Source organism: Pirellulales bacterium, assembly GCA_019636335.1.
GTDB lineage: Bacteria > Planctomycetota > Planctomycetia > Pirellulales > JAEUIK01 > JAHBXR01.
Genome location: JAHBXR010000025.1, coordinates 67,971 through 85,609 on the forward strand (window position 1 = coordinate 67,971; position 17,639 = coordinate 85,609).

Sequence of the window (17,639 nt, forward strand, 5' to 3'; positions counted from 1 at the left end):
ACGTTCCACGCAGGGCAAGAAGCCCGGCGGAAATCGAACTTCGCCTGCCCCCGCAATGCCAGTGCCGAAGCCAATCAGGGTCTGGCTCGGCTGCGTCGAAAACGCGGACATTCCGCGATAGGCCGACAAGGAAGGAGGCCTCGATGAGCGCCAGTCACAAGCAACAGTTGCAAGTCCACATCCGTTGGATGATCCGCCGGGATATGCCCGAGGTGTTGGAAATCGAAAACGACAGTTTCGAGTTTCCCTGGTCGGAAGAAGATTTCATCCGTTGCCTGCAGCAGCGCAACTGCATCGGCATGGTCGCCGAGCACGACGAGCAAGTCGTCGGCTTCATGATCTACGAGCTGCACAAGTCGCGCCTGCACATCCTCAACTTCTCGGTGGGCTCGTCCGCCCGACGTCAGCACATCGGCACGCAAATGGTCGAGAAGCTGGTCAGCAAATTGTCGCATCAGCGACGTACGCGGATCGCCCTCGAGGTGCGCGAGACGAACCTGGCCGCCCAGCTCTTCTTCCAGAAGTCGGGCTTCCGCGCCACGTCCGTGATGCGAGATTTCTACGAGGATACGACCGAGGATGCCTACATCATGGAGTACGCCTACCAGCCTTCCGAGACGGAAGTCGGCGTCCCCGTCAATCGCATCGCTCGACTGGCCGGTTAGTCCTTCTCGCGCATTCCGCCGCGGAGATCGCTGCGCTACAGGCTAACGTGCGTGACTTCCAGCTCTGGCAGCCGCACGAGGGCGATGCTGCGCGGGTTCGCGCGAAATACGGCGCCCGGGTTGAGCACCAACGTGGTGCCCACCTGCTCGAGCCTCCGCTCGTGCGTGTGCCCGTGGCAGACCAGATCGTACTCGCCTCCCGCGATCGATTCTCGCAGCCGCCGGCTATCGTGGCCGTGCAATAGCGCAATCCTCCGTCCGGCAAGTTCCAGGCTCGCAAACTGCCCGTGCAAGGTGCCCCCTGCCACGGCGATGGCGGGTGCGAGCTCGCCCCCGCTGCCATCCACGTTGCCCAGCACGTAGTCCACCGGCCACGGCCGGAGCAACTCGGCGATTTCGGCCGAACCGATGTCCCCGCAATGGATCAGCCGCTCCGCCTCGAGCGACGCCAGCATCCGCACCGCCTCGCGGGTAAAGGGGGCATGACCGTGCGTGTCGCTGACCACCCCCAGCAGCATCAAGAATTCTCCACCTTTTCGAGCGATGATTTGCCCCCTCGCGGCGGATCTGCCGATTGCAGCGGTCCGGGGCAACCACACTTTCGTCCAGCCTAACGCTTCCTGGCTTGGGTGTCGTCCCGCCGCGGGCTATAGTTTTCCATGCGAAGCGGGGTGTCAGGCCGCCGTTTCCCTTCCCACCGCTGGCTCGTTCCCACCGCGCTCGAGGCGCATTCCCATGTTTTCCGACAGCACGACCCTTCTCTTCGCGGTCGGCTGCCTGTTGTTGCTGGGCGTCGGCCTCGTGGCCGCGGTGGTGATTCCCTATAGCCGCACGCGCTATACCTGGGCGCAGGCCCCGTTCTTCCTGATTCACTTGTTCTACACGAAGATCGTCTGGCGCGGCACGATCAGCCGCCCGCTGCCCGTGCAGCCAGGCCAGGGCGCGATCGTCGTTTCGAACCACGTCAGCCCGATCGATCCGGCCTTCATCCAACTCGGCATGGACGAGGTGGTCCACTGGATGGTGGCCCGCGAGTACAGCCTGAACCCTTATATGGCCTGGGTCTTTCGCATCACGAAAAGCATTCCGGTCAATCGCCGTGGCATCGACACGGCCGCCACGAAGATGGCCATTCGCTATGCCCGCGAGGGGCACGTCGTGGGCATCTTCCCTGAAGGACACATCAACCCCCATCCCGAGCAGAAGCTGCTGCTGCCGGGCAGGCCAGGGGCGGCACTCGTCGCGCTCAAGGCCCGCGTTCCCCTCATCCCCTGCTACATCCACGGTGCCCCCTACGACGGCACCGCCTATGGCTGCTTTCTGATGACCGCCCGAGTGCGCACGGAAGTGGGAGACCCGATCGACATCTCCGAGTATTACGGACGCGAGAACGAGCGCGAGGTGCTGATCGCCATCACCGAGCGGCTGATGCGCGAGATCGCACGCCTGGCGGGCCGGCCCGATTTCGTGCCCGAGATGGCCGGCCGCAAGTGGAATCACGAGCAGTTCGTCCCGCAGCAGTAAGGCCTCGACTGGTCAGTTGGGTCTCCTCACGCGGCTCGTTACAATGGCAACTCCCTTGCCATCCTTTGCCCTGCCACGGGAGTCCCCCTCATGCCTCGCCACCTGGTCGTCCCCCTTCTCTGCCTGCTGCCCGCCTGGGGCGCTTTCATCGTGGATTTCGCCCGAGCGGACGAAGGATTTACCCCCCTGTTCAACGGCCAGGATCTCGCTGGCTGGCACGGCGATCCGCGGCTCTGGTCGGTGGAAGATGGTCTCGTCGTGGGTACGACCGACGAACATACGATCCGCTCGAACTCGTTCCTGGCCACGACCCAGCCCTACAAGAACTTCGTCCTCAAGGCCAAATTCAAGCTGCGCAACGGTAACTCCGGCATTCAGATCCGCAGCAAGCAGCACGAGAACTTCGTCGTCAAGGGTTACCAGGCCGACATTGCCGAGCAGCGCTACATGGGCATCCTCTACGAAGAAGGGGGCCGCGGCATTCTCCGCGATGTCGATCCCGAGAAAGTGAAGCCCCACGTCAAAGCAGGGGAGTGGAACGAGTACGTCATCACCGTCGATGGCAACCACATCACGCAGCAACTGAACGGTTTCACCACGGTCGACTATACCGAGGATTCGCCCGAGGGCGCCACCGAAGGGATCATCGCGCTGCAGCTTCACGTGGGCCCGAAGATGCGCGTCGAGTTCAAGGATGTCGAAATCAAGGAGCTTCCCTGAGCCTGAGCGAATCGCGCGTTCTCAATCGTCCGCTCGTTCGTAGAGCATCCCTTCGAGCCACGCTTGCTTGGCGCGCAGCGCCTCCTCGATTCCCTCGACCCGCGCGGCCTGCGCGAATACCGTCGCGATCGGCATGCCTGCGTCGATCGTGGTCCCCCCCCGTGGAATATCCGCCACGATCGGCCACGCCGTGCTCACGTTGGTCTCAAGCAGTGTATGGCTGGTTTTCGCCGACACCTGCAGGGACTGCCGCGCGTAGACGATCGCTTTACCGGCCGCACCCTGCGCACGTGGCGGGGAGGGCAGCTCTCCTGCGCAACACGCGGCAATGTGGCAGGCGACCGCGTTGAACCCGGAGACGCGCTCGAGCGTCTCGACCGAGGCCGGCAGGCGTGGATTCACCTCGACGGGCCAGACGGTCTCGTCCGCCAGCACGAAATCGACGCCAAACAGCCCCGCGAGTTGAAACTCGCCGGCGAGCACTTCGCCGATCGTGGCGAGCATGTCTTGCAGATCGCGATGAATATCAAGTGGGGCGACCGAACCCGCGTAGCGAAACGACTCGGCGCCGCTCCAGCCGCCATCGAGGAGTTGCCGCGAAGCGCCCAGCCAACAACATTTTCCACGCGCCGCCACGTACACCGCGGAGCCTGAAGTGCCGGCGATGTAGCGTTGAAAGTAGCAGGCGTTCGCCGGGCGCGTCGTGCTGTTGCCGATCCACCGAGTGACCTGCAGTCCACCGCTCGAACGTCGTCCTTTGCAGAGCCAGCTCCCATCCGTCGGCAATCCTTGGGCCGAGGCCCGCCACTCGGGATACGCCAGGCCTTTCTTCGCCAACAGCTCGCTCAACACGGCCGGATCGCGCACGCGACGCAGCGCGTCGCCACGGTTGCCCCAGAGCGGTTTGATCCGCGCCATGCGATCCACCAGCCGCGGATAATTCTCCAGTCCGCCCGTATACAACCATCCGTCACCATCCGTCCCTGCGACCGCGGCCAGAAAGCCACGCGGATAATCTTCGATCGTTGCCGTTTGACAACATGGTGCGAGATCGGCATCGCCGAACAGGTCGCAGGCCTGGCAGGCGAAGCCGGCCCGCCGCGCCGATTGCGCCGCCGCACGGACACTGGCGCCAACGAGCAGGAGTCGTGTTGCCGCCTCGGTCATACGCTGCTTCGCGCCTCGAAATCAAGCCGTGCGAGATGCCCGTCGACACGCGCATATTTCTGTGGGGACGAATCCACTCCCCCGGCGATTCTGACCTATGTTACCAATAGCGGCAGAACTCGCCGACCTATCCTTGCCCGAGATTCATCGGGACAACGACCGCCCTACTATGCGTATTCGCCTCCTCGGCGGATGAAAGGAGCTTCCCATGCGCGCCGCGCCTCACACGGCCATCCCTTGTGCGGAACTAGATCCTCAACAGAAGCAGCGTCGCGGGGCCGTCGTCGTCCTGGTGGCGATCTGCATGGTGCTGCTCTTCGGCATGGTCGCCTTCGCGCTCGACATCGGCTACATCGTCAACTCGCAGACCGAGCTCAAGCGCGCCTGCGATGCCGGCGCCTTGGCCGGCGCGGGCGAACTGGTGAACGGCGGCAATGGCGTCGCTCCCACCGTCTCGCAGTATGTTGGGCTCAACTACGTCGGGAACAAGAAGATTCCGGCCTCCGACGTCCACGTCGATCTCGGACACTGGGACCGCACGGCGCGCAGCTTCAAGGTCAGCAACGATCGACCCTCGGCGCTGAAGGTGAAGGTCGAACGCAACAACGCGCCCCTCTTCTTCGCCCGCATCTTCGGTCAGGATAATTTCAATATCGAAGCCACGTCGATCGCCACCTACCAGCCGCGCGATATCATGCTCGTGCTCGACTACTCGGCCTCGATGAATGACGACAGCGAGCTGAAATCCTCGCTCGGCACGGCGGCGGCCACCGCCAACCTGCAAACAATCTATCAGCAGTTGGGCAGCCCCAAGTACGGCAAAATGACCTGGCCGACCACGACCATCTCCTCGACGAATGCAAACACCGTGCTCAAGGACTTGGGACTCGACAAGCTCTCCTACCCGTTTTCCAAGGGGAGCTGGTCGGAGTATGTCGACTATACGATGAACAGCATTACCCCCTCCAGTTATCGCAAGAAATACGGCTATCTCACCTTCATGGACTATCTGTTGGCCAAACGCCCCGGCTCGACCGAGACTCCCACGCTCTGGAAAACCGACGAGCAGCCGATCACGGCCCTCAAAAACTCGGTCCAGGTGCTGCTGGCCTACCTGCAAGAGAAGGATACCGATGACCAGGTGGGACTGGCCGTCTACACGGCCGCGGACGGGACGGCCAAACTCGAGAGTCAGTTGACCAAGGCCTATGCCTCGGTCGAGAAGATCTCGCGCGAACGTCAAGCCGGTCATTACGACCAGTACACGAACATCGGCGCCGGCATGGAAAAGGCTCGCGTCGAGCTGCAGAATCGCGCCCGCCAGGGGTCGTTCCGCATGATGGTGCTGATGACCGACGGAATCGCCAATCGCCCCTCGAACGAAAAAACCGCCAAGGCGCTGGTGTTGAGCGAGGCGAACAAGGCCGCCGCCGCACGCATCCCCATCGTCACGATCAGCCTCGGCGCCGGAGCCGATACGAGCCTGATGCAGCAGGTGGCAGACATCACCGGCAGCGTCCACTTCAACGTGCCGGGCAATCGTCCCATCAGCGAAATGGAAGAAGACCTGAAGGAAGTCTTCCAACAAGTGGCGGCCGACCGTCCCTTGCTACTCGTGCAGTAGACCAAAAGGGAACCGCAAGCCTCGCACGCGTCTCCGCCGAAGTTCTCTCTTCTCTCGAGAAGAGCGTCTTCGGCGGAGACGCTGTTTTTTCAGGCTACCTGGCACACGAAACACCGCACGCCGCCGCAACTCAGTGGCGGAACTGCTGGCACCAGTAGATGGTACCCTCGGGCGTGCGGAACGCGGCGACTCCGATCTTGCGATGTCCGCGGCTGAGAATGTTCGCGCGATGCCCCGAGGAATTCATCCACGAACGTACCGCCTCGCGACTGTCACGCTGCCCCATGGCGATGTTCTCGGCCACCGGGGCCGTTGTGTGACGCATGTTGCGCGCGCGGGTCATCCACACGGCATGCCTGCGAGCGGAGCGTACCAGCGTGTGATCCACCTCGAGCGGTGGCAGGCCATTTCGCGCTCGCTCGGCATTCGTACGTTGCACGATCGCCTGCTCGACCGGGTAAAGAGCCAACGCATCGGGCGCTTCCTCGGGCGAGACGGCCATCGTCACCGACATCGCCGCGGCCATGAATACGGTTTGAGTCAACATAGGTGCAACCTCCTGTTCGATGCGGCGCGACCCCTGTGCGCGAACCAATCTAGGGTTCGTGTCCGGGATACGCCGCGGGCTTGTGCCCCAACACTCCGTTCGGTGCGGCGTGCAGGCGACGCCACGGTGGGAACCGCCCAAGGGCGGTTGCGACACTCTTCGGGTCCGAGTGTCGGCGGGACGGCTGACGGGCAACCGTATGGCCCGAACATAGGCGCGGCCCCGCCGAGCGCAAAGGGGCCAATGCCCCGCCGTGGGCCTGATTTGCGGCCTTCCGACACGAGACGCCCTGACCACTTGCAATCGGTAAAACGTTTGACCGGTTGCATTTGAGCATGCGTGTGATATGGTTTCGGCTTTGGCCGACCTGCCTATTTGTCGAGCGCGACACGCGAACCGCAGCGTTCCTTTCGCAAGCCGTGGCCGGGCGGCCACCCGTCGCGCTCTACCGTACACGCGTCTACACACAATTCGAACTTTCACGATCGGGAGAAAAGACCACATGTCGATGTTCATCGGTGAAGCCCTCAGCGGCGAAGGGAACGAAATCGCTCATATCGACCTGCTGATCGGCAGCAAGGATGGCCCGGTGGGCGTCGCCTTCGCCAACGCGCTGGCCCGTCAGAGCGAAGGCCACACGAACCTGCTGGCCGTGCTCACGCCGAATCTGGCCGTGAAGCCCGCCACCGTCATGATCACCAAGGTCACGATCAAGGGCATGAAGCAGGCCGTGCAGATGTTCGGCCCCGCGCAAGCCGCCGTGGCCAAGGCCGTGGCCGACTCGGTCGCCGACGGTGTCATCCCGAAGAAGGACGCCGAAGATCTCGTCATCGTCTGCGGCGTGTTCATTCACCCGGGCGCTGCCGACGACAAGAAGATCTACGACTACAACTACGCCGCTACCAAGGACGCCATCGTCAACGCGATGCAGGGCAAGCCTTCGGCCGACGAGATGTTGGCCGGCAAGGACAAGGCCGCGCATCCGTTCCGCGGTTTCTAACCCCGCGGACGGTTTCTGCCGCATGAGCAAGCCGAAGATCCTGTTGCAGATCGACAGCGACGCGCAGCCCAGCGTGTTCGATAGCGTCGTGGCCGTCGATGCCGGCGTCGAGCACCTGCTGCGCCACGGCAGTGTCGCGCCGCACGATGTGGCGCCGCTGGTGCATGGTGCGATCTTCACCCGGGGGGGCGATGATCTCCGTTCGACGGCGATCTTCGTCGGTGGCTCGCGCATGGCCGAAGGCGAAACGCTCCTCGCCGCCGTGAAACGCGCCTTCTTCGGCCCCATGCGGGTCTCGGTGATGCTCGATTCGAATGGCGCCAATACGACGGCTGCCGCTGCCACGCTCGCCGTGGCGCGGCACGTCGATTTGGCCCAGACCCGTTCGCTGGTGCTCGGCGCGACGGGGCCCGTCGGGCGTCGCGTGGCGCGACTGCTGGCCCGTGCCGGCGGCGAGGTCCGCGTGGGCTCGCGGAGCCAGGAACGTGCCCGCGAGGTCTGCGACGACGTTGCCGCGCACGTCGACGCAGCCAGTCTGACCGCGGTAGCCACCGGTTCGGCGGGCGAAGTTGCGGCCGCGCTCAAGGGCTGCCAGGTCGTGGTGGCCGCCGGCGCCGCCGGGGTAGAACTGCTCTCGGTCGAGCAGCGCCGCGCCTGCGATACCTTGCGCGTGGCGGTCGACTTGAACGCCGTTCCCCCCACGGGGCTCGCTGGCGTCGACGTCATGGACCGCGGGCGGCTCGACGGACAGGTTGCCTGCTACGGCGCGATCGGTGTCGGCGGCACGAAGATGAAGATCCACAAGGCCGCCCTCCGCCGCCTGTTCGAAGCGAACGATCTCGTGCTCGACGCCGAGGAGATATTCACCCTGGCGCAAAGCATGGCGGCGGACCTCTGATTCGCGGCGGAGCAGCCTGGAGGAAGCGTCGTGCCCCTTCCACCCGGCCAGCAACTCGTCGCGCGCGACAAATGGCCCGTCGTCGGCGAGCGCGCCCCGCTCGAGCCAGCCGGCGTGTGGCAAGTCGAGATTGCCGGCGAAGTCGCCGCGCCCCTCGTCTACGATCTTTCGGCTCTGGCCAGTCTGCCGCGTACCGAAGCAATCATCGACATTCACTGCGTGACGCGCTGGTCGAGGCCGGGCGTCCACTTCGCCGGGGTCTTGTTGGCCGATCTGCTATCGCGAGCACAACCCACGGCGGCCGCGCGCTATGTGTCGTTCGTGGCGCACAGCGCCCGCGCGCACAGCACCTCGTTGCCGCTCGACGATGCCTTGCGGTTGCGCACGCTGGTGTCGCTCGAGGCTGACGGCGAGCGCCTGCCGCGCGAGCACGGCGGTCCGGTGCGCGTCGTCGTCCCAGAACGTTATTTCTATAAAAGCCTCAAGTGGCTCGCCCGGATCGAGTTGCTCGAACAAGATCGGCTCGGCTACTGGGAAAGCGACGCCGGCTACCACAACACGGCCGATCCCTGGCGCGAACAGCGCTTCCTGGCCTCGAGCCTGTCGCGCGCGGAAATGGCCGCCCTGCTGGCCGCGCGAGACTTTTCCGCTCGCGACTTGCTGAGCCTCGACGCGCGCGGTCACGAACTCACGGGCCTTGCCGCGCGCGATGCCCTGCTGCGCAATGCCGACTTCCGCGATTGTGTGTTGGAGCGGGCGAATTTCGATGGCGCGAATCTCTCCAACGCCCACTTCGAGCGAGCCATGCTTCGCGGCGCCACGTTTCGCCAGGCTGATCTCGAAGGAGCCGATTTCCGCGGCGCCGATCTGCGCGACGCCGACCTGAGCGGCGCTTCGCTCATCGCCGCCACGTTCTGTGACGAGCTGCAGCCCCCGCTGCTTCGAGCCACGCTCGACCGCACGACGAAGATCGATCCGGACCAACTCGAAGCACTCACGCCCGTACAGCAGGAATTCGTCCGGCAAGCACGCAGGCCGTGATGCGTCGTGCAGCCGGGAACATGCCCTGCGGCGCTGCTCAACCAGAGGCGTTGCCGGTAGCTTCGAAGGCGTGCTCGAAGTGCTCGATCGTGGGCCGGCGCGCTCCCTCGGGCCAGGTCACGGCGATGACGTCGAACCGCGAGGAGCAGTCGAGCAGATCGTGCCGCTTGAGGAACAGCGCCGCCAGGCGCGTCAGCCGCTGCTGCTTGGCGAGATCGACCGCCTCGGCGGGATGTCCCGCCGCGTGCGATTCGCGGGTCTTCACCTCGACAAAGACCACGGTCCGCCCGTCGACCGTCACGAGATCCAGTTCGCCAATCGGCGAACGCTGGCGGCGGGCGACGATCTTATGACCCCGCCGCCGCAGATACCGCTCGGCGGCGCGTTCGCCACGTTCGCCAAGCGTGCGCTGGGGAAACCAACGCCGCCGCCAGGCCGATAATATGGCGTGAAGTTCCATTGCCGCGCCTGCCACGCAGCCCTTGGTGCTGTAAACCACAACGAGGAAACAATCACCACCCGAAGCGTCCGTTTTGAAGTTGCGCTAGGGAGGTCACTTTCATGCAACTCGGCGTTCCACGAGGATATACAGGGGAGTGGCACGGATGATTTTCCGGAGCGGCGTGGCCAGCGTGCGGTCTTTGAGTCGGAAAATCGTCCGTGTCGCGCAGCGACAAGAGGAGAGGGACCGGCAGACCACGGTTCTCACTCGTTCCCCCCCTCGCGGCGCATGCGTCGTGCCGATCCTCTTGTCGCTCCGCGACCCAGCTTGTCCAGCGGTACCGCGCTACTTCGCCGCTGCGCCTTCGGCCTTGCGATCGCGCACGCGGCGTTCTTGCAGGCGGACGGCCTTGCCGACGCGCTCGCGGAGGAAGTACAGCTTCGCGCGGCGCACCACGCCGCTGCGCTTCACTTCGATCTTGGCCACGCGCGGCGAGTGGAGCGGAAACTTGCGCTCGACCCCTTCCCCCTGCACGATGCGCCGCACCGTGAACGTCTCGCGGCTGCCCGAACCGGCCCGGGCAATCACCACGCCGTTGAAAATCTGGATGCGCTCTTTATTGCCTTCCAGAATGCGCGTGTGGACGTCGACCGTGTCGCCGATGGCGAACTCGGGCACATCGCCACGCAGGCTCGACTGTTCGACGAGCTTAAGCACTTGCTGACTCATGACTCATATCCTTTCCCAGTCTGCCGCGAGCGCGCCTACCTCGGCCGCGCTACGGCCTGATCGTTCGTGGTCGTGGGGGTATCGCTTTCGTCCAGCAGGTCGGCGCGCCGCGCTCGCGTGCGGGCAAGGCTCTGCTCGCGACGCCAGCGGGCAATCTCCGGATGATTGCCGCTCAGCAAGACCTCGGGCACCTGGTGGCCGCGATACTCTCGCGGCCGCGTGTATTGTCCAAACTCCAATAATCGATTGTCGCTCGAGAACGAATCTTCGCGCGGGCTGCGCTCGTCTCCCAGCACTCCCGGCACCAGGCGGATCACCGTGTCGATCACCACCATCGCCGCCACTTCACCGCCATTGAGCACGAAGTCTCCCACCGAGATTTCATCCGGGTGCAAGATCTCGCGTACTCGTTCGTCGAACCCTTCGTACCGCCCGCACAGCAGCAGCAGTCTCGGCCTGGTCGCTAATTCCTCGATCACGCGCTGCTCGAGCTTGCGTCCCTGCGGCGTGAGCATCACCAGATGCCCCGGCTCGGGCAGCTCGGCCTGCACCGCCTCGACCGCTTCGACCACCGGTGGGGCCATGAGCACCATGCCCGGCCCGCCGCCAAACGGTCGATCGTCGATCTGCTGGTGCGGTCCCTTGGCCCAATCGCGCAGGTTCCGCAGCCGCACATCGACCAGCCCCCGCTCGATCGCCAGCTTCAACAGGCTTTGCCCGAGATAACCGGAGAACATCTCCGGGAACAAGGTCAGCACGTCGAATCGCATAGCATTCGCTCGGCGGCACGATCCTCGCAACTATTCGGCAGACTCTTCCGCGGCCTCGGCGGGCGCTTCGGCCGGAGCCTCGGCGGCTTCGGCCTTTTTGCGCGACTCAGCGGTCACTACCGGCGTCGGCGCTGGCGGAACTTCGCGGCCCGAGGCGATCCGCTCGCGCGCGGCCTGCATGGCGGCCACGTGCGTGCCATTCTCACCATACTTCTTGATCAGCACGCCCACGGCCTCGCTCGGCTGCGCGCCGACCCCCAGCCAATACTTCACGCGCTCGTTGTTGAGCGTCGTACGGGCATCGGTCTCGCGGACCAGCGGATCGTAAGTGCCCAGCTCTTCGATCACCTTGCCATCGCGCGGACGGCGCGAGTCGACGGCACAAATGCGATAGAAGGGACGATTCTTCCGCCCCAGCCGTTTCATGCGGATCTTGACTGCCACGTAGGTCTCCCGTGCTTCGAACGATTGTTGTCGGTTGAAACTCTTGTATTTCGACCGGAGCGATTCGCTCCGGAATGGACCAAACTCTTGGCCGGGGCTTTGGCCCGTGGTTAGCCCCCGCCGTCGCGTCCCGCTCGCTTGCGGCGGCGGGCCTCTTTCTCACGCTGCTTGCGCAGCTTCGATCGCTCTTCCGAGGTGAGCCGCTTGCCGGTCCCCTGCTTGGACTTGGCCAGCTTGGCCCCCGGATTGAAGAAGCCCCCCTGCTGCAGCTCCTGCATCTTCTTCATGCGCTCGCGGATACTGCTGCCGGCCATGTCCTTCATCATGGCAGACATGAACTCGAACTGCTTGACCAGGTCGTTCACGGCATGCGGCTCGACCCCCGCCCCCGCCGCGATGCGTCGCCGCCGGCTCTGGTCGATTGTCTTGCTGGGATTCCGCCGCTCGGCCGGCGTCATCGAGTCGATCATGCCGAACAGGCGCTTCATTTCCCCTTCGGTATCCGCGCCGGCCAGCATGTCGCGCATGCCCCCCATGCCGGGCAGCATCTCGAGGATCTTCCCCATCGGCCCAAGCTTACGGGCCTGGGTCATCATCCGCCGGAAGTCATCGAGCGTGAACTCCCCCTTGCGCAGCAACTCTTCCTGCCGCGCCATCTCGTCCTGATCGAACTTCTGCTGCGCCTGTTCGACCAGGGTCAGGACATCCCCCATGCCCAGGATGCGTCCCGCCATGCGATCGGGATGGAATTCCTCGAGCGCGTCGAGATGCTCGCCCACGCCGATGTACTTGATCGGAACGCCGGTGACGTGCTTCACCGACAGCGCCGCGCCGCCGCGAGCGTCGCCGTCGAGCTTCGTCATGATCACGCCGTCGAGCTCGAGCGCCTCGTTGAAGGCCTTCGCGCTGTTCACGGCGTCCTGGCCCGTCATGCCGTCGACGACGAGGTAGACCTGTTCGGGACTCAAGCGCCGATCGATCTGTCGCAACTGCGACATCAACTCTTCGTCGATGTGCAAGCGGCCGGCCGTGTCGAGGATGACGACGTCCGCGCCCTCTTGCTTGGCGCGTTTGACCGCGTTCTGACAAACGGCCACCGGATCGTTCGAGCCCTGCTCCGAATAGACCGGCACGCCAAGCTGTTCGCCCAGCACGTGCAACTGGTGAATCGCCGCCGGACGCTGCAAGTCGGCCGCCACCAGGTAAGGCTTGCGTCCACGCTCTTTCAGCATCCGCGCGAGCTTGCCGCAGGTCGTCGTCTTGCCCGAGCCCTGCAGACCGCACATCATCAGCACGGTCGCGTCGTTGCGCAGGTGCAACGAATGATCGACCGGCCCCATCAGGTTCACCAATTCCTGATGCACCACGCCGACCAACTGCTGCGTCGGATTGAGCGACTTGAGCACGCGCTCGCCGACCGCCTCTTCGCTCACCCGCGCGATGAAGTCCTTCACCACCGGGAAGCTGACGTCCGCCTCGAGCAGTGCCTGCTGCACCCGGTCGAGGCCTTCGCGCATGTTCGACTCAGACAGCTTGCCTTTGCCAGACAGCGTCTTCAGGGCGGACTCGAGTCCTTGTTGCAGCGATTCGAACATGGCCGGAGCGTGGCCCTGGGCGGAGGGACAAAAACGCTCATTGTAAGAATTCGCCGCGGCATGCGGAAGTGGTTTGAGGGCAGATACTTGGCCCCCATTTCTGCCGGCCGCCAGGTTTCTCACCGCGGCGCGCTCCCCCGGCCCGGCCGAGACAGTAGCATTCGGCCCCTGTCCCCTTTCCCCCCCACGCACAAAAAAAACGCCCCCAGACAGCCACGCCTGTCTGGGGGCGCTCGAATGCGAATTCAGCACGCGTCTGGCGGGCCCAGGTCTCAGCCCGCACGCCTCGTACACCGCGCCGGTTCGGCCGACGCACCGTCATTGCCCAAGGAAAGCACCGGCTCGACCACCTCGTGGGGTTTCAGTTCGTCTCGCAAGACCAGGACATTGGGCGGGGCTTCGATGCCCAGTCGCACCTTGTCTCCCACGACTCGGACTACGGTCACGATGATCGAATCGCCGACCTTGATTCGCTCGCTTTCCCTGCGCGAAAGTACCAGCATGAGGTCACCTCCGTGTGTTGGATGTAGTGTATTTATGTATACCAACCAAACCTGGGCCGTCAAGTCCCTGAGACGGCCTTTTTCCCTGGTTTGGTTTGCCGCGACGCTAACGACGGTTGGGCAAGAACTTGCCGTCGCGTGGCGGGCGGAAGGTGGCCGCTTCCGCTCGAAAAAAATCTCCTCCCCCTCAAGCCGCCGCCAGTTCCAAGACCGGCGCCTCGACGAGTTGGGTCTTGTGCAGACGCTCTCCGTTCGAACCGTAAAACAGCACCGTGTTGCGATCCGTCTCCCAAATCGCCGAAAACAGCACCGCGCGTGGGCCATGCAAGCAGAAGTACATGCCGCAAGGGTTGTTGCCCCGCATCAAAATCCGCTCGGTCATTGGAAAAGCGTCTGCTTCAAGTCGATCGAAGTGTCGTAAAGTCTCATTCACGTATGCCTTTAAGTCATCCAGAGTTTGTATCTCGGCTGAATGAGCGAGCATGGAAGAAGAGTTCTCCTTGAGGCGCAGATGATCTGCACAAGCACAGAACATCTTGCGGAAAGGAAAGGATGGGAAGGATGCCGACACTATGAGCTATCGGCAGAATAGGATGACTACTTCCGCTCTGGTAGGAACAATATGAAGGATCGTAGCACTTTTGACGGCGCGCCCCTACCCGTGGGGACGACATCTGATGTCGCGCACGTTCGCACCTATTTTTCCTGGCTGTAGGCCTCGAAAGCCTCGGCGATCTTTGCCGACTTCTCGTCCCCCTGGTGGAAGAGCACGCGGTAGCGCAGCGTGAATGACTCGCCCGGCTCGAGCGTGTGCTTGCCGTCCTTGCCCGCGTTGGGTTCGAAGTCGTGCAGTCCGAAGGGGTTCGCCGCAAACAGCCCGTACGTTCGCACGTGCCAATGCGTGGGAAAACGGAAGCTCGACGGGTGGTTCAACACGGCAATGCCGAGTTCTTCCCCTTCGACCGGCCCGTGGTAATCGACCCAGGCAGCGCTCTTGGCCCAGGCAGTGCCGTCCGTATCGCCATTGCTGTTGACGATCTTGCCCCCCGACGGGCGTCGCTCCACGTCCATCGAGGTGGGAATGCGAATGCCGAACGAGCCTTCCTTCGTGTCGCCGAACGTCACGGCGCTTTCCAGGGCGCGGATCGTGATGTCGAAGTCGATCGCCCGCAGCTCGCCCACCTGGTGAAACTTGAGCGTCCGCGTGTCTTCGCAGATCTTGTTTCCTTCGCGATCGACCCAATCGTTGTTCGTCACGATCTTGGCCTCGGCCCCCCCCGACACCTCGACGAAATCGCGATGCACGATCTTGCCGTTCTTCCCCGATTCGCTCCAGAAGTCGATGCCGTTCACGTCACCGTGCGTGAACCAGAGCGAGCGATGATGGGGATGGTCCATCATCTCCCCCTTGATGCGCTGCATCGGGTAGGCCCGGGTCATGTTCTTGCCCGTCGGTCCCACGATCGGCCAGAGAATCGGCTTGGGCCCCTTGTCGATCAGGTATTCGGTAAAGACTTCGCCGTCGAGCTTCACCGTGACCCCCTGGTCGTTTCGCTCGACGGCAAACTCGGCCGCGTCGGCCTTGTCGCTGCAGCAACCATCGCAGGCGCAGCTTGCTCCCAGAACCAACAACAAGGAGAGCGCAGAACGAAACATGGTCGAATCCCTCTCGGGCAGTAGGCAGGAAGGAAGTCAGAGGGGCGCAGCAAGGCCCCCGCGACGGACAGGAAATATCGTACCTGCCGCAGGAACCAGATGCTACGGTCGCCGAATGCCCAAGAAAGACGCCGGCCGAGACGCCATCGATCGGGGCGTCGAAGCAGATTGGTCGCCGCCAAGAACCTAACGCGCGGCTTGTCCTTTCGTCGAGTTCGCGGTCGTTTCGACCGGTCGACGAAACTCCTTGAAGTCCACCAGCCGGTAGGTGGCCATTTGGTTGCCGATCGTGTCGATGCGTCGTTGATCGTCCGCGAGCAGCTTCCAGGTAACGTGATGCTCGCTGCGCAGGCGGAAGACTTCCTTGCCGCCGATGGCGCCGTTCGGCCGGGCGGTCATCTCCACCCGGTCGGGAATCAAATTCCTCTCGCGCAGCGCCTGGTTGACCACCAGTCGAGCAAAGGGGGGCGGAGCGGCTATCTCCAGCACGGGGCTCAGCTTCGTAAAGCCGTCGGCAAAGTCGCCGTATTGCTGCATCGCTTGGGGCGAGGCCGCTTGTTGCGTCGTGAGTTGGTAGGTAATGAACTCGCTTTCGAGCTCGACCTCTTGCTGCTTCTCGTCGTACGACTCCTGGAATTCCGGATCCGCCAGGAACTGAAGAAACGGGCTGTCCCCCTTCCGCGCACGTTCGCGCTGGCCTTCCACGTATTCGTCGATCACCGACATTTGCAGCTCGGTTTTCAACTTGCGCTTCGTGTCGAGCAGAATGAAACGCCCATGTCGCGGATCGAAGATGGTGACTTCCCACGGGCCGATCGGCGTGTGGGGAATGTCGTAGACGCGCCCGTCGCGAAACAACGTCGTGGTCGAGTTCAACGGCTGCGCATCGCCCCCCTTGAACACCCGCGTCTCGATGCGAAACTCCTCGGCCGCGGAGAATCGAGCGCCCCCCAGCCCCAACGATAAGACGACGCCGAAAAAGATTCCGCGCGAAAGGGAAGTCGACATGGGAAGATCCTTTCCCGGCTCTGGCGGCCCAGGCTTGGCCCACGAGGGTGTTTCGAAATGCGAGCAGAAGAGGGGCGGAGAATAGCGTCGCGACGGGGCGGCGTAAACCGCAACCCGTCACCCTCTTGAACGGTTGAATGGCATCGCGGTGTCTGGCCGCATGCAATGCCGGACAGCACCGCTTGCTCTCCCCGATCCTAACGCAACGGATTGCTTCTCAGCGTCGTGGCCGGAGCGGGGGGCAGGGAGCGTGGCGCCGTGGCGGTCGGGCGTTTCACTGCCGGCGCTGCTGGCGCTGGCGTCTGCCAATGCGCGGCGGACTGCACGTCGCGCGATGTTCCGCTTCCACGCAGCGGGTTTTCGCGATGGCGAGTCCACTTGTTCGCCGCCGCATTGTCGAGTGGCTGCGCGGAGGGAGCCGGTTCGATCAGTTCGGGCACGGCCTCGACCGGTGCCGCTGTGTCAGAAGGGGGTGTTTCGGCGGGGATTGTCTTGATTTGAATCGGCCCCTGGTTCGCTTCGCTTACGCCGGGCAGTAGTGGCAGGCCCGTCTCATCCAGGCCCTGGGGCTCTTGTTTCGGCGGAATATAGGCTCGCGTTGTCGTACGACGTGGCATCTGTGCCAACGCCGGAATATTCCGGCCCTGCGTCTCACGCATCGATTGAGGCAACGAGGGGACCGGGTCGTCATCGAGATCGGCCGGCGGGGCCAGCGGATTGTCGGGCAGCGTCACCGGTGGCAGCGTCGGCGCCGCGGGCTCGGCTGGCTTCGTGCTAGGACGCGTTGGCGGCGCACTCGGCGGAGTGGTGGTCGACGGCGGGGCCGTCTCCGCTTCGCTCGGCGGCGTGGTATCGGTCGAATCCGCGGGGAGCGTTTCCGTCGGACTCGCCGGCGTGGGAAGACTCGGGCCGCGTCGTGGGGCTTGCTCATTTGCCGGAGGCAGCAACTCGGGCATTTCTTCCATGTAGCTGCCGTCGGGCCCCAGCATGGCCGGCGTCGGCATTCCATGCATGTGTGGCCCGGGCCAGCGACGCCAGCGCGCGGGATAGTAACCATACGATTGAGAGTTCGGCGCGCAGATGCAGTCCTTACCCTTGCTAAGCGGTGGCGCCGCGTGCGTGTGCGCCGATCCAATCAGCCAACCCACCCAGGCCAGCGCCAGCAGGAATCCAATGGTTCGAGTCGGATTTCGCATGGTCTCGACTTCCTTGTCGTAGAAAAGGCGCTGCGCCGTTTGTGGCGGCCTAACGAGTTGTTCTGCCATGTGCCAGGCCGATGGCTCACGACCAGTGCTCGACTTTCAAG

General features: G+C 63.8%; 20 protein-coding genes. 7 read left to right on the forward strand and 13 right to left on the reverse strand.

Annotated elements, in window-relative coordinates:
* Positions 1-188 precede the first annotated feature (188 nt).
* On the forward strand, positions 189-665 hold the full coding sequence (rimI, locus tag KF708_20610) for a ribosomal protein S18-alanine N-acetyltransferase (GenBank protein ID MBX3415098.1): 477 nt from the start codon (positions 189-191) through the stop codon (positions 663-665).
* A gap of 35 nt (positions 666-700) precedes the next feature.
* Here rimI and KF708_20615 read toward each other — a convergent pair whose 3' ends face one another.
* On the reverse strand, positions 701-1,183 hold the full coding sequence (locus tag KF708_20615; protein ID MBX3415099.1) for a YfcE family phosphodiesterase: 483 nt from the start codon (positions 1,181-1,183) through the stop codon (positions 701-703).
* 217 nt (positions 1,184-1,400) lie between these two features.
* On the opposite strand from KF708_20615, the gene KF708_20620 reads away from it, so the two are divergent.
* Together KF708_20620 and KF708_20625 are read left to right on the forward strand one after the other, a co-directional pair.
* A complete protein-coding gene (locus tag KF708_20620; GenBank protein ID MBX3415100.1) occupies positions 1,401-2,189 on the forward strand; it encodes a 1-acyl-sn-glycerol-3-phosphate acyltransferase in 789 nt (262 codons plus the stop codon).
* 90 nt (positions 2,190-2,279) lie between these two features.
* Positions 2,280-2,909 carry a DUF1080 domain-containing protein gene (locus KF708_20625; GenBank protein MBX3415101.1) on the forward strand — a complete coding sequence of 210 codons (630 nt, stop codon included), beginning with the start codon at positions 2,280-2,282 and terminating at the stop codon, positions 2,907-2,909.
* 21 nt (positions 2,910-2,930) lie between these two features.
* On the opposite strand, the gene KF708_20630 is transcribed toward KF708_20625, so the two are convergent.
* Positions 2,931-4,076, reverse strand: a complete 1,146-nt coding sequence (locus KF708_20630; protein ID MBX3415102.1) for an ATP-grasp domain-containing protein — start codon at positions 4,074-4,076, stop codon at positions 2,931-2,933.
* Between the two features lie 208 nt (positions 4,077-4,284).
* Here KF708_20630 and KF708_20635 point away from each other — a divergent pair, with 208 nt between their 5' ends.
* Positions 4,285-5,700 (forward strand): VWA domain-containing protein, encoded by a 1,416-nt coding sequence (locus KF708_20635; protein MBX3415103.1) that lies wholly within the window; start codon positions 4,285-4,287, stop codon positions 5,698-5,700.
* A 130-nt stretch (positions 5,701-5,830) separates the two neighbouring features.
* On the opposite strand, the gene KF708_20640 is transcribed toward KF708_20635, so the two are convergent.
* Positions 5,831-6,247: a CAP domain-containing protein gene (locus tag KF708_20640; protein MBX3415104.1), complete on the reverse strand. Its 417-nt coding sequence runs from the start codon at positions 6,245-6,247 to the stop codon at positions 5,831-5,833.
* Between the two features lie 502 nt (positions 6,248-6,749).
* On the opposite strand from KF708_20640, the gene fae reads away from it, so the two are divergent.
* Genes fae through KF708_20655 form a run of 3 tightly spaced genes read left to right on the forward strand, consistent with a single transcriptional unit; the run spans position 6,750 to position 9,186 of the window.
* Positions 6,750-7,247 (forward strand): formaldehyde-activating enzyme, encoded by a 498-nt coding sequence (gene fae / locus KF708_20645; protein ID MBX3415105.1) that lies wholly within the window; start codon positions 6,750-6,752, stop codon positions 7,245-7,247.
* Positions 7,248-7,269: 22 nt separating this feature from the next.
* Positions 7,270-8,145, forward strand: a complete 876-nt coding sequence (locus tag KF708_20650) for an NAD(P)H-binding protein (protein MBX3415106.1) — start codon at positions 7,270-7,272, stop codon at positions 8,143-8,145.
* 30 nt (positions 8,146-8,175) lie between these two features.
* Positions 8,176-9,186 carry a molybdopterin-dependent oxidoreductase gene (locus tag KF708_20655; GenBank protein MBX3415107.1) on the forward strand — a complete coding sequence of 337 codons (1,011 nt, stop codon included), beginning with the start codon at positions 8,176-8,178 and terminating at the stop codon, positions 9,184-9,186.
* A 37-nt stretch (positions 9,187-9,223) separates the two neighbouring features.
* Here KF708_20655 and KF708_20660 read toward each other — a convergent pair whose 3' ends face one another.
* The 10 genes from KF708_20660 to KF708_20705 form a co-directional block, all read right to left on the reverse strand.
* Positions 9,224-9,646: a YraN family protein gene (locus KF708_20660; protein MBX3415108.1), complete on the reverse strand. Its 423-nt coding sequence runs from the start codon at positions 9,644-9,646 to the stop codon at positions 9,224-9,226.
* A 327-nt stretch (positions 9,647-9,973) separates the two neighbouring features.
* On the reverse strand, positions 9,974-10,357 hold the full coding sequence (rplS, locus tag KF708_20665) for a 50S ribosomal protein L19 (protein MBX3415109.1): 384 nt from the start codon (positions 10,355-10,357) through the stop codon (positions 9,974-9,976).
* 35 nt (positions 10,358-10,392) lie between these two features.
* Positions 10,393-11,127, reverse strand: coding sequence for a tRNA (guanosine(37)-N1)-methyltransferase TrmD (gene trmD, locus KF708_20670; protein MBX3415110.1), 735 nt, complete (start codon positions 11,125-11,127; stop codon positions 10,393-10,395).
* A gap of 30 nt (positions 11,128-11,157) precedes the next feature.
* Entirely contained in the window at positions 11,158-11,571 is a 414-nt protein-coding gene (gene rpsP / locus KF708_20675; GenBank protein ID MBX3415111.1) for a 30S ribosomal protein S16, read from the reverse strand.
* 110 nt (positions 11,572-11,681) lie between these two features.
* Positions 11,682-13,166: a signal recognition particle protein gene (gene ffh / locus KF708_20680; GenBank protein ID MBX3415112.1), complete on the reverse strand. Its 1,485-nt coding sequence runs from the start codon at positions 13,164-13,166 to the stop codon at positions 11,682-11,684.
* Between the two features lie 272 nt (positions 13,167-13,438).
* The gene (locus KF708_20685; protein MBX3415113.1) at positions 13,439-13,669 is read right to left on the reverse strand and encodes a carbon storage regulator; all 231 of its coding nucleotides are present in this window, start codon (positions 13,667-13,669) and stop codon (positions 13,439-13,441) included.
* 187 nt (positions 13,670-13,856) lie between these two features.
* On the reverse strand, positions 13,857-14,153 hold the full coding sequence (locus tag KF708_20690) for a hypothetical protein (GenBank protein MBX3415114.1): 297 nt from the start codon (positions 14,151-14,153) through the stop codon (positions 13,857-13,859).
* A 212-nt stretch (positions 14,154-14,365) separates the two neighbouring features.
* On the reverse strand, positions 14,366-15,325 hold the full coding sequence (locus KF708_20695) for a PmoA family protein (protein MBX3415115.1): 960 nt from the start codon (positions 15,323-15,325) through the stop codon (positions 14,366-14,368).
* 186 nt (positions 15,326-15,511) lie between these two features.
* Positions 15,512-16,333, reverse strand: coding sequence for a hypothetical protein (locus tag KF708_20700; protein ID MBX3415116.1), 822 nt, complete (start codon positions 16,331-16,333; stop codon positions 15,512-15,514).
* 197 nt (positions 16,334-16,530) lie between these two features.
* Positions 16,531-17,529: a hypothetical protein gene (locus KF708_20705; GenBank protein ID MBX3415117.1), complete on the reverse strand. Its 999-nt coding sequence runs from the start codon at positions 17,527-17,529 to the stop codon at positions 16,531-16,533.
* Positions 17,530-17,639: the final 110 nt, after the last annotated feature.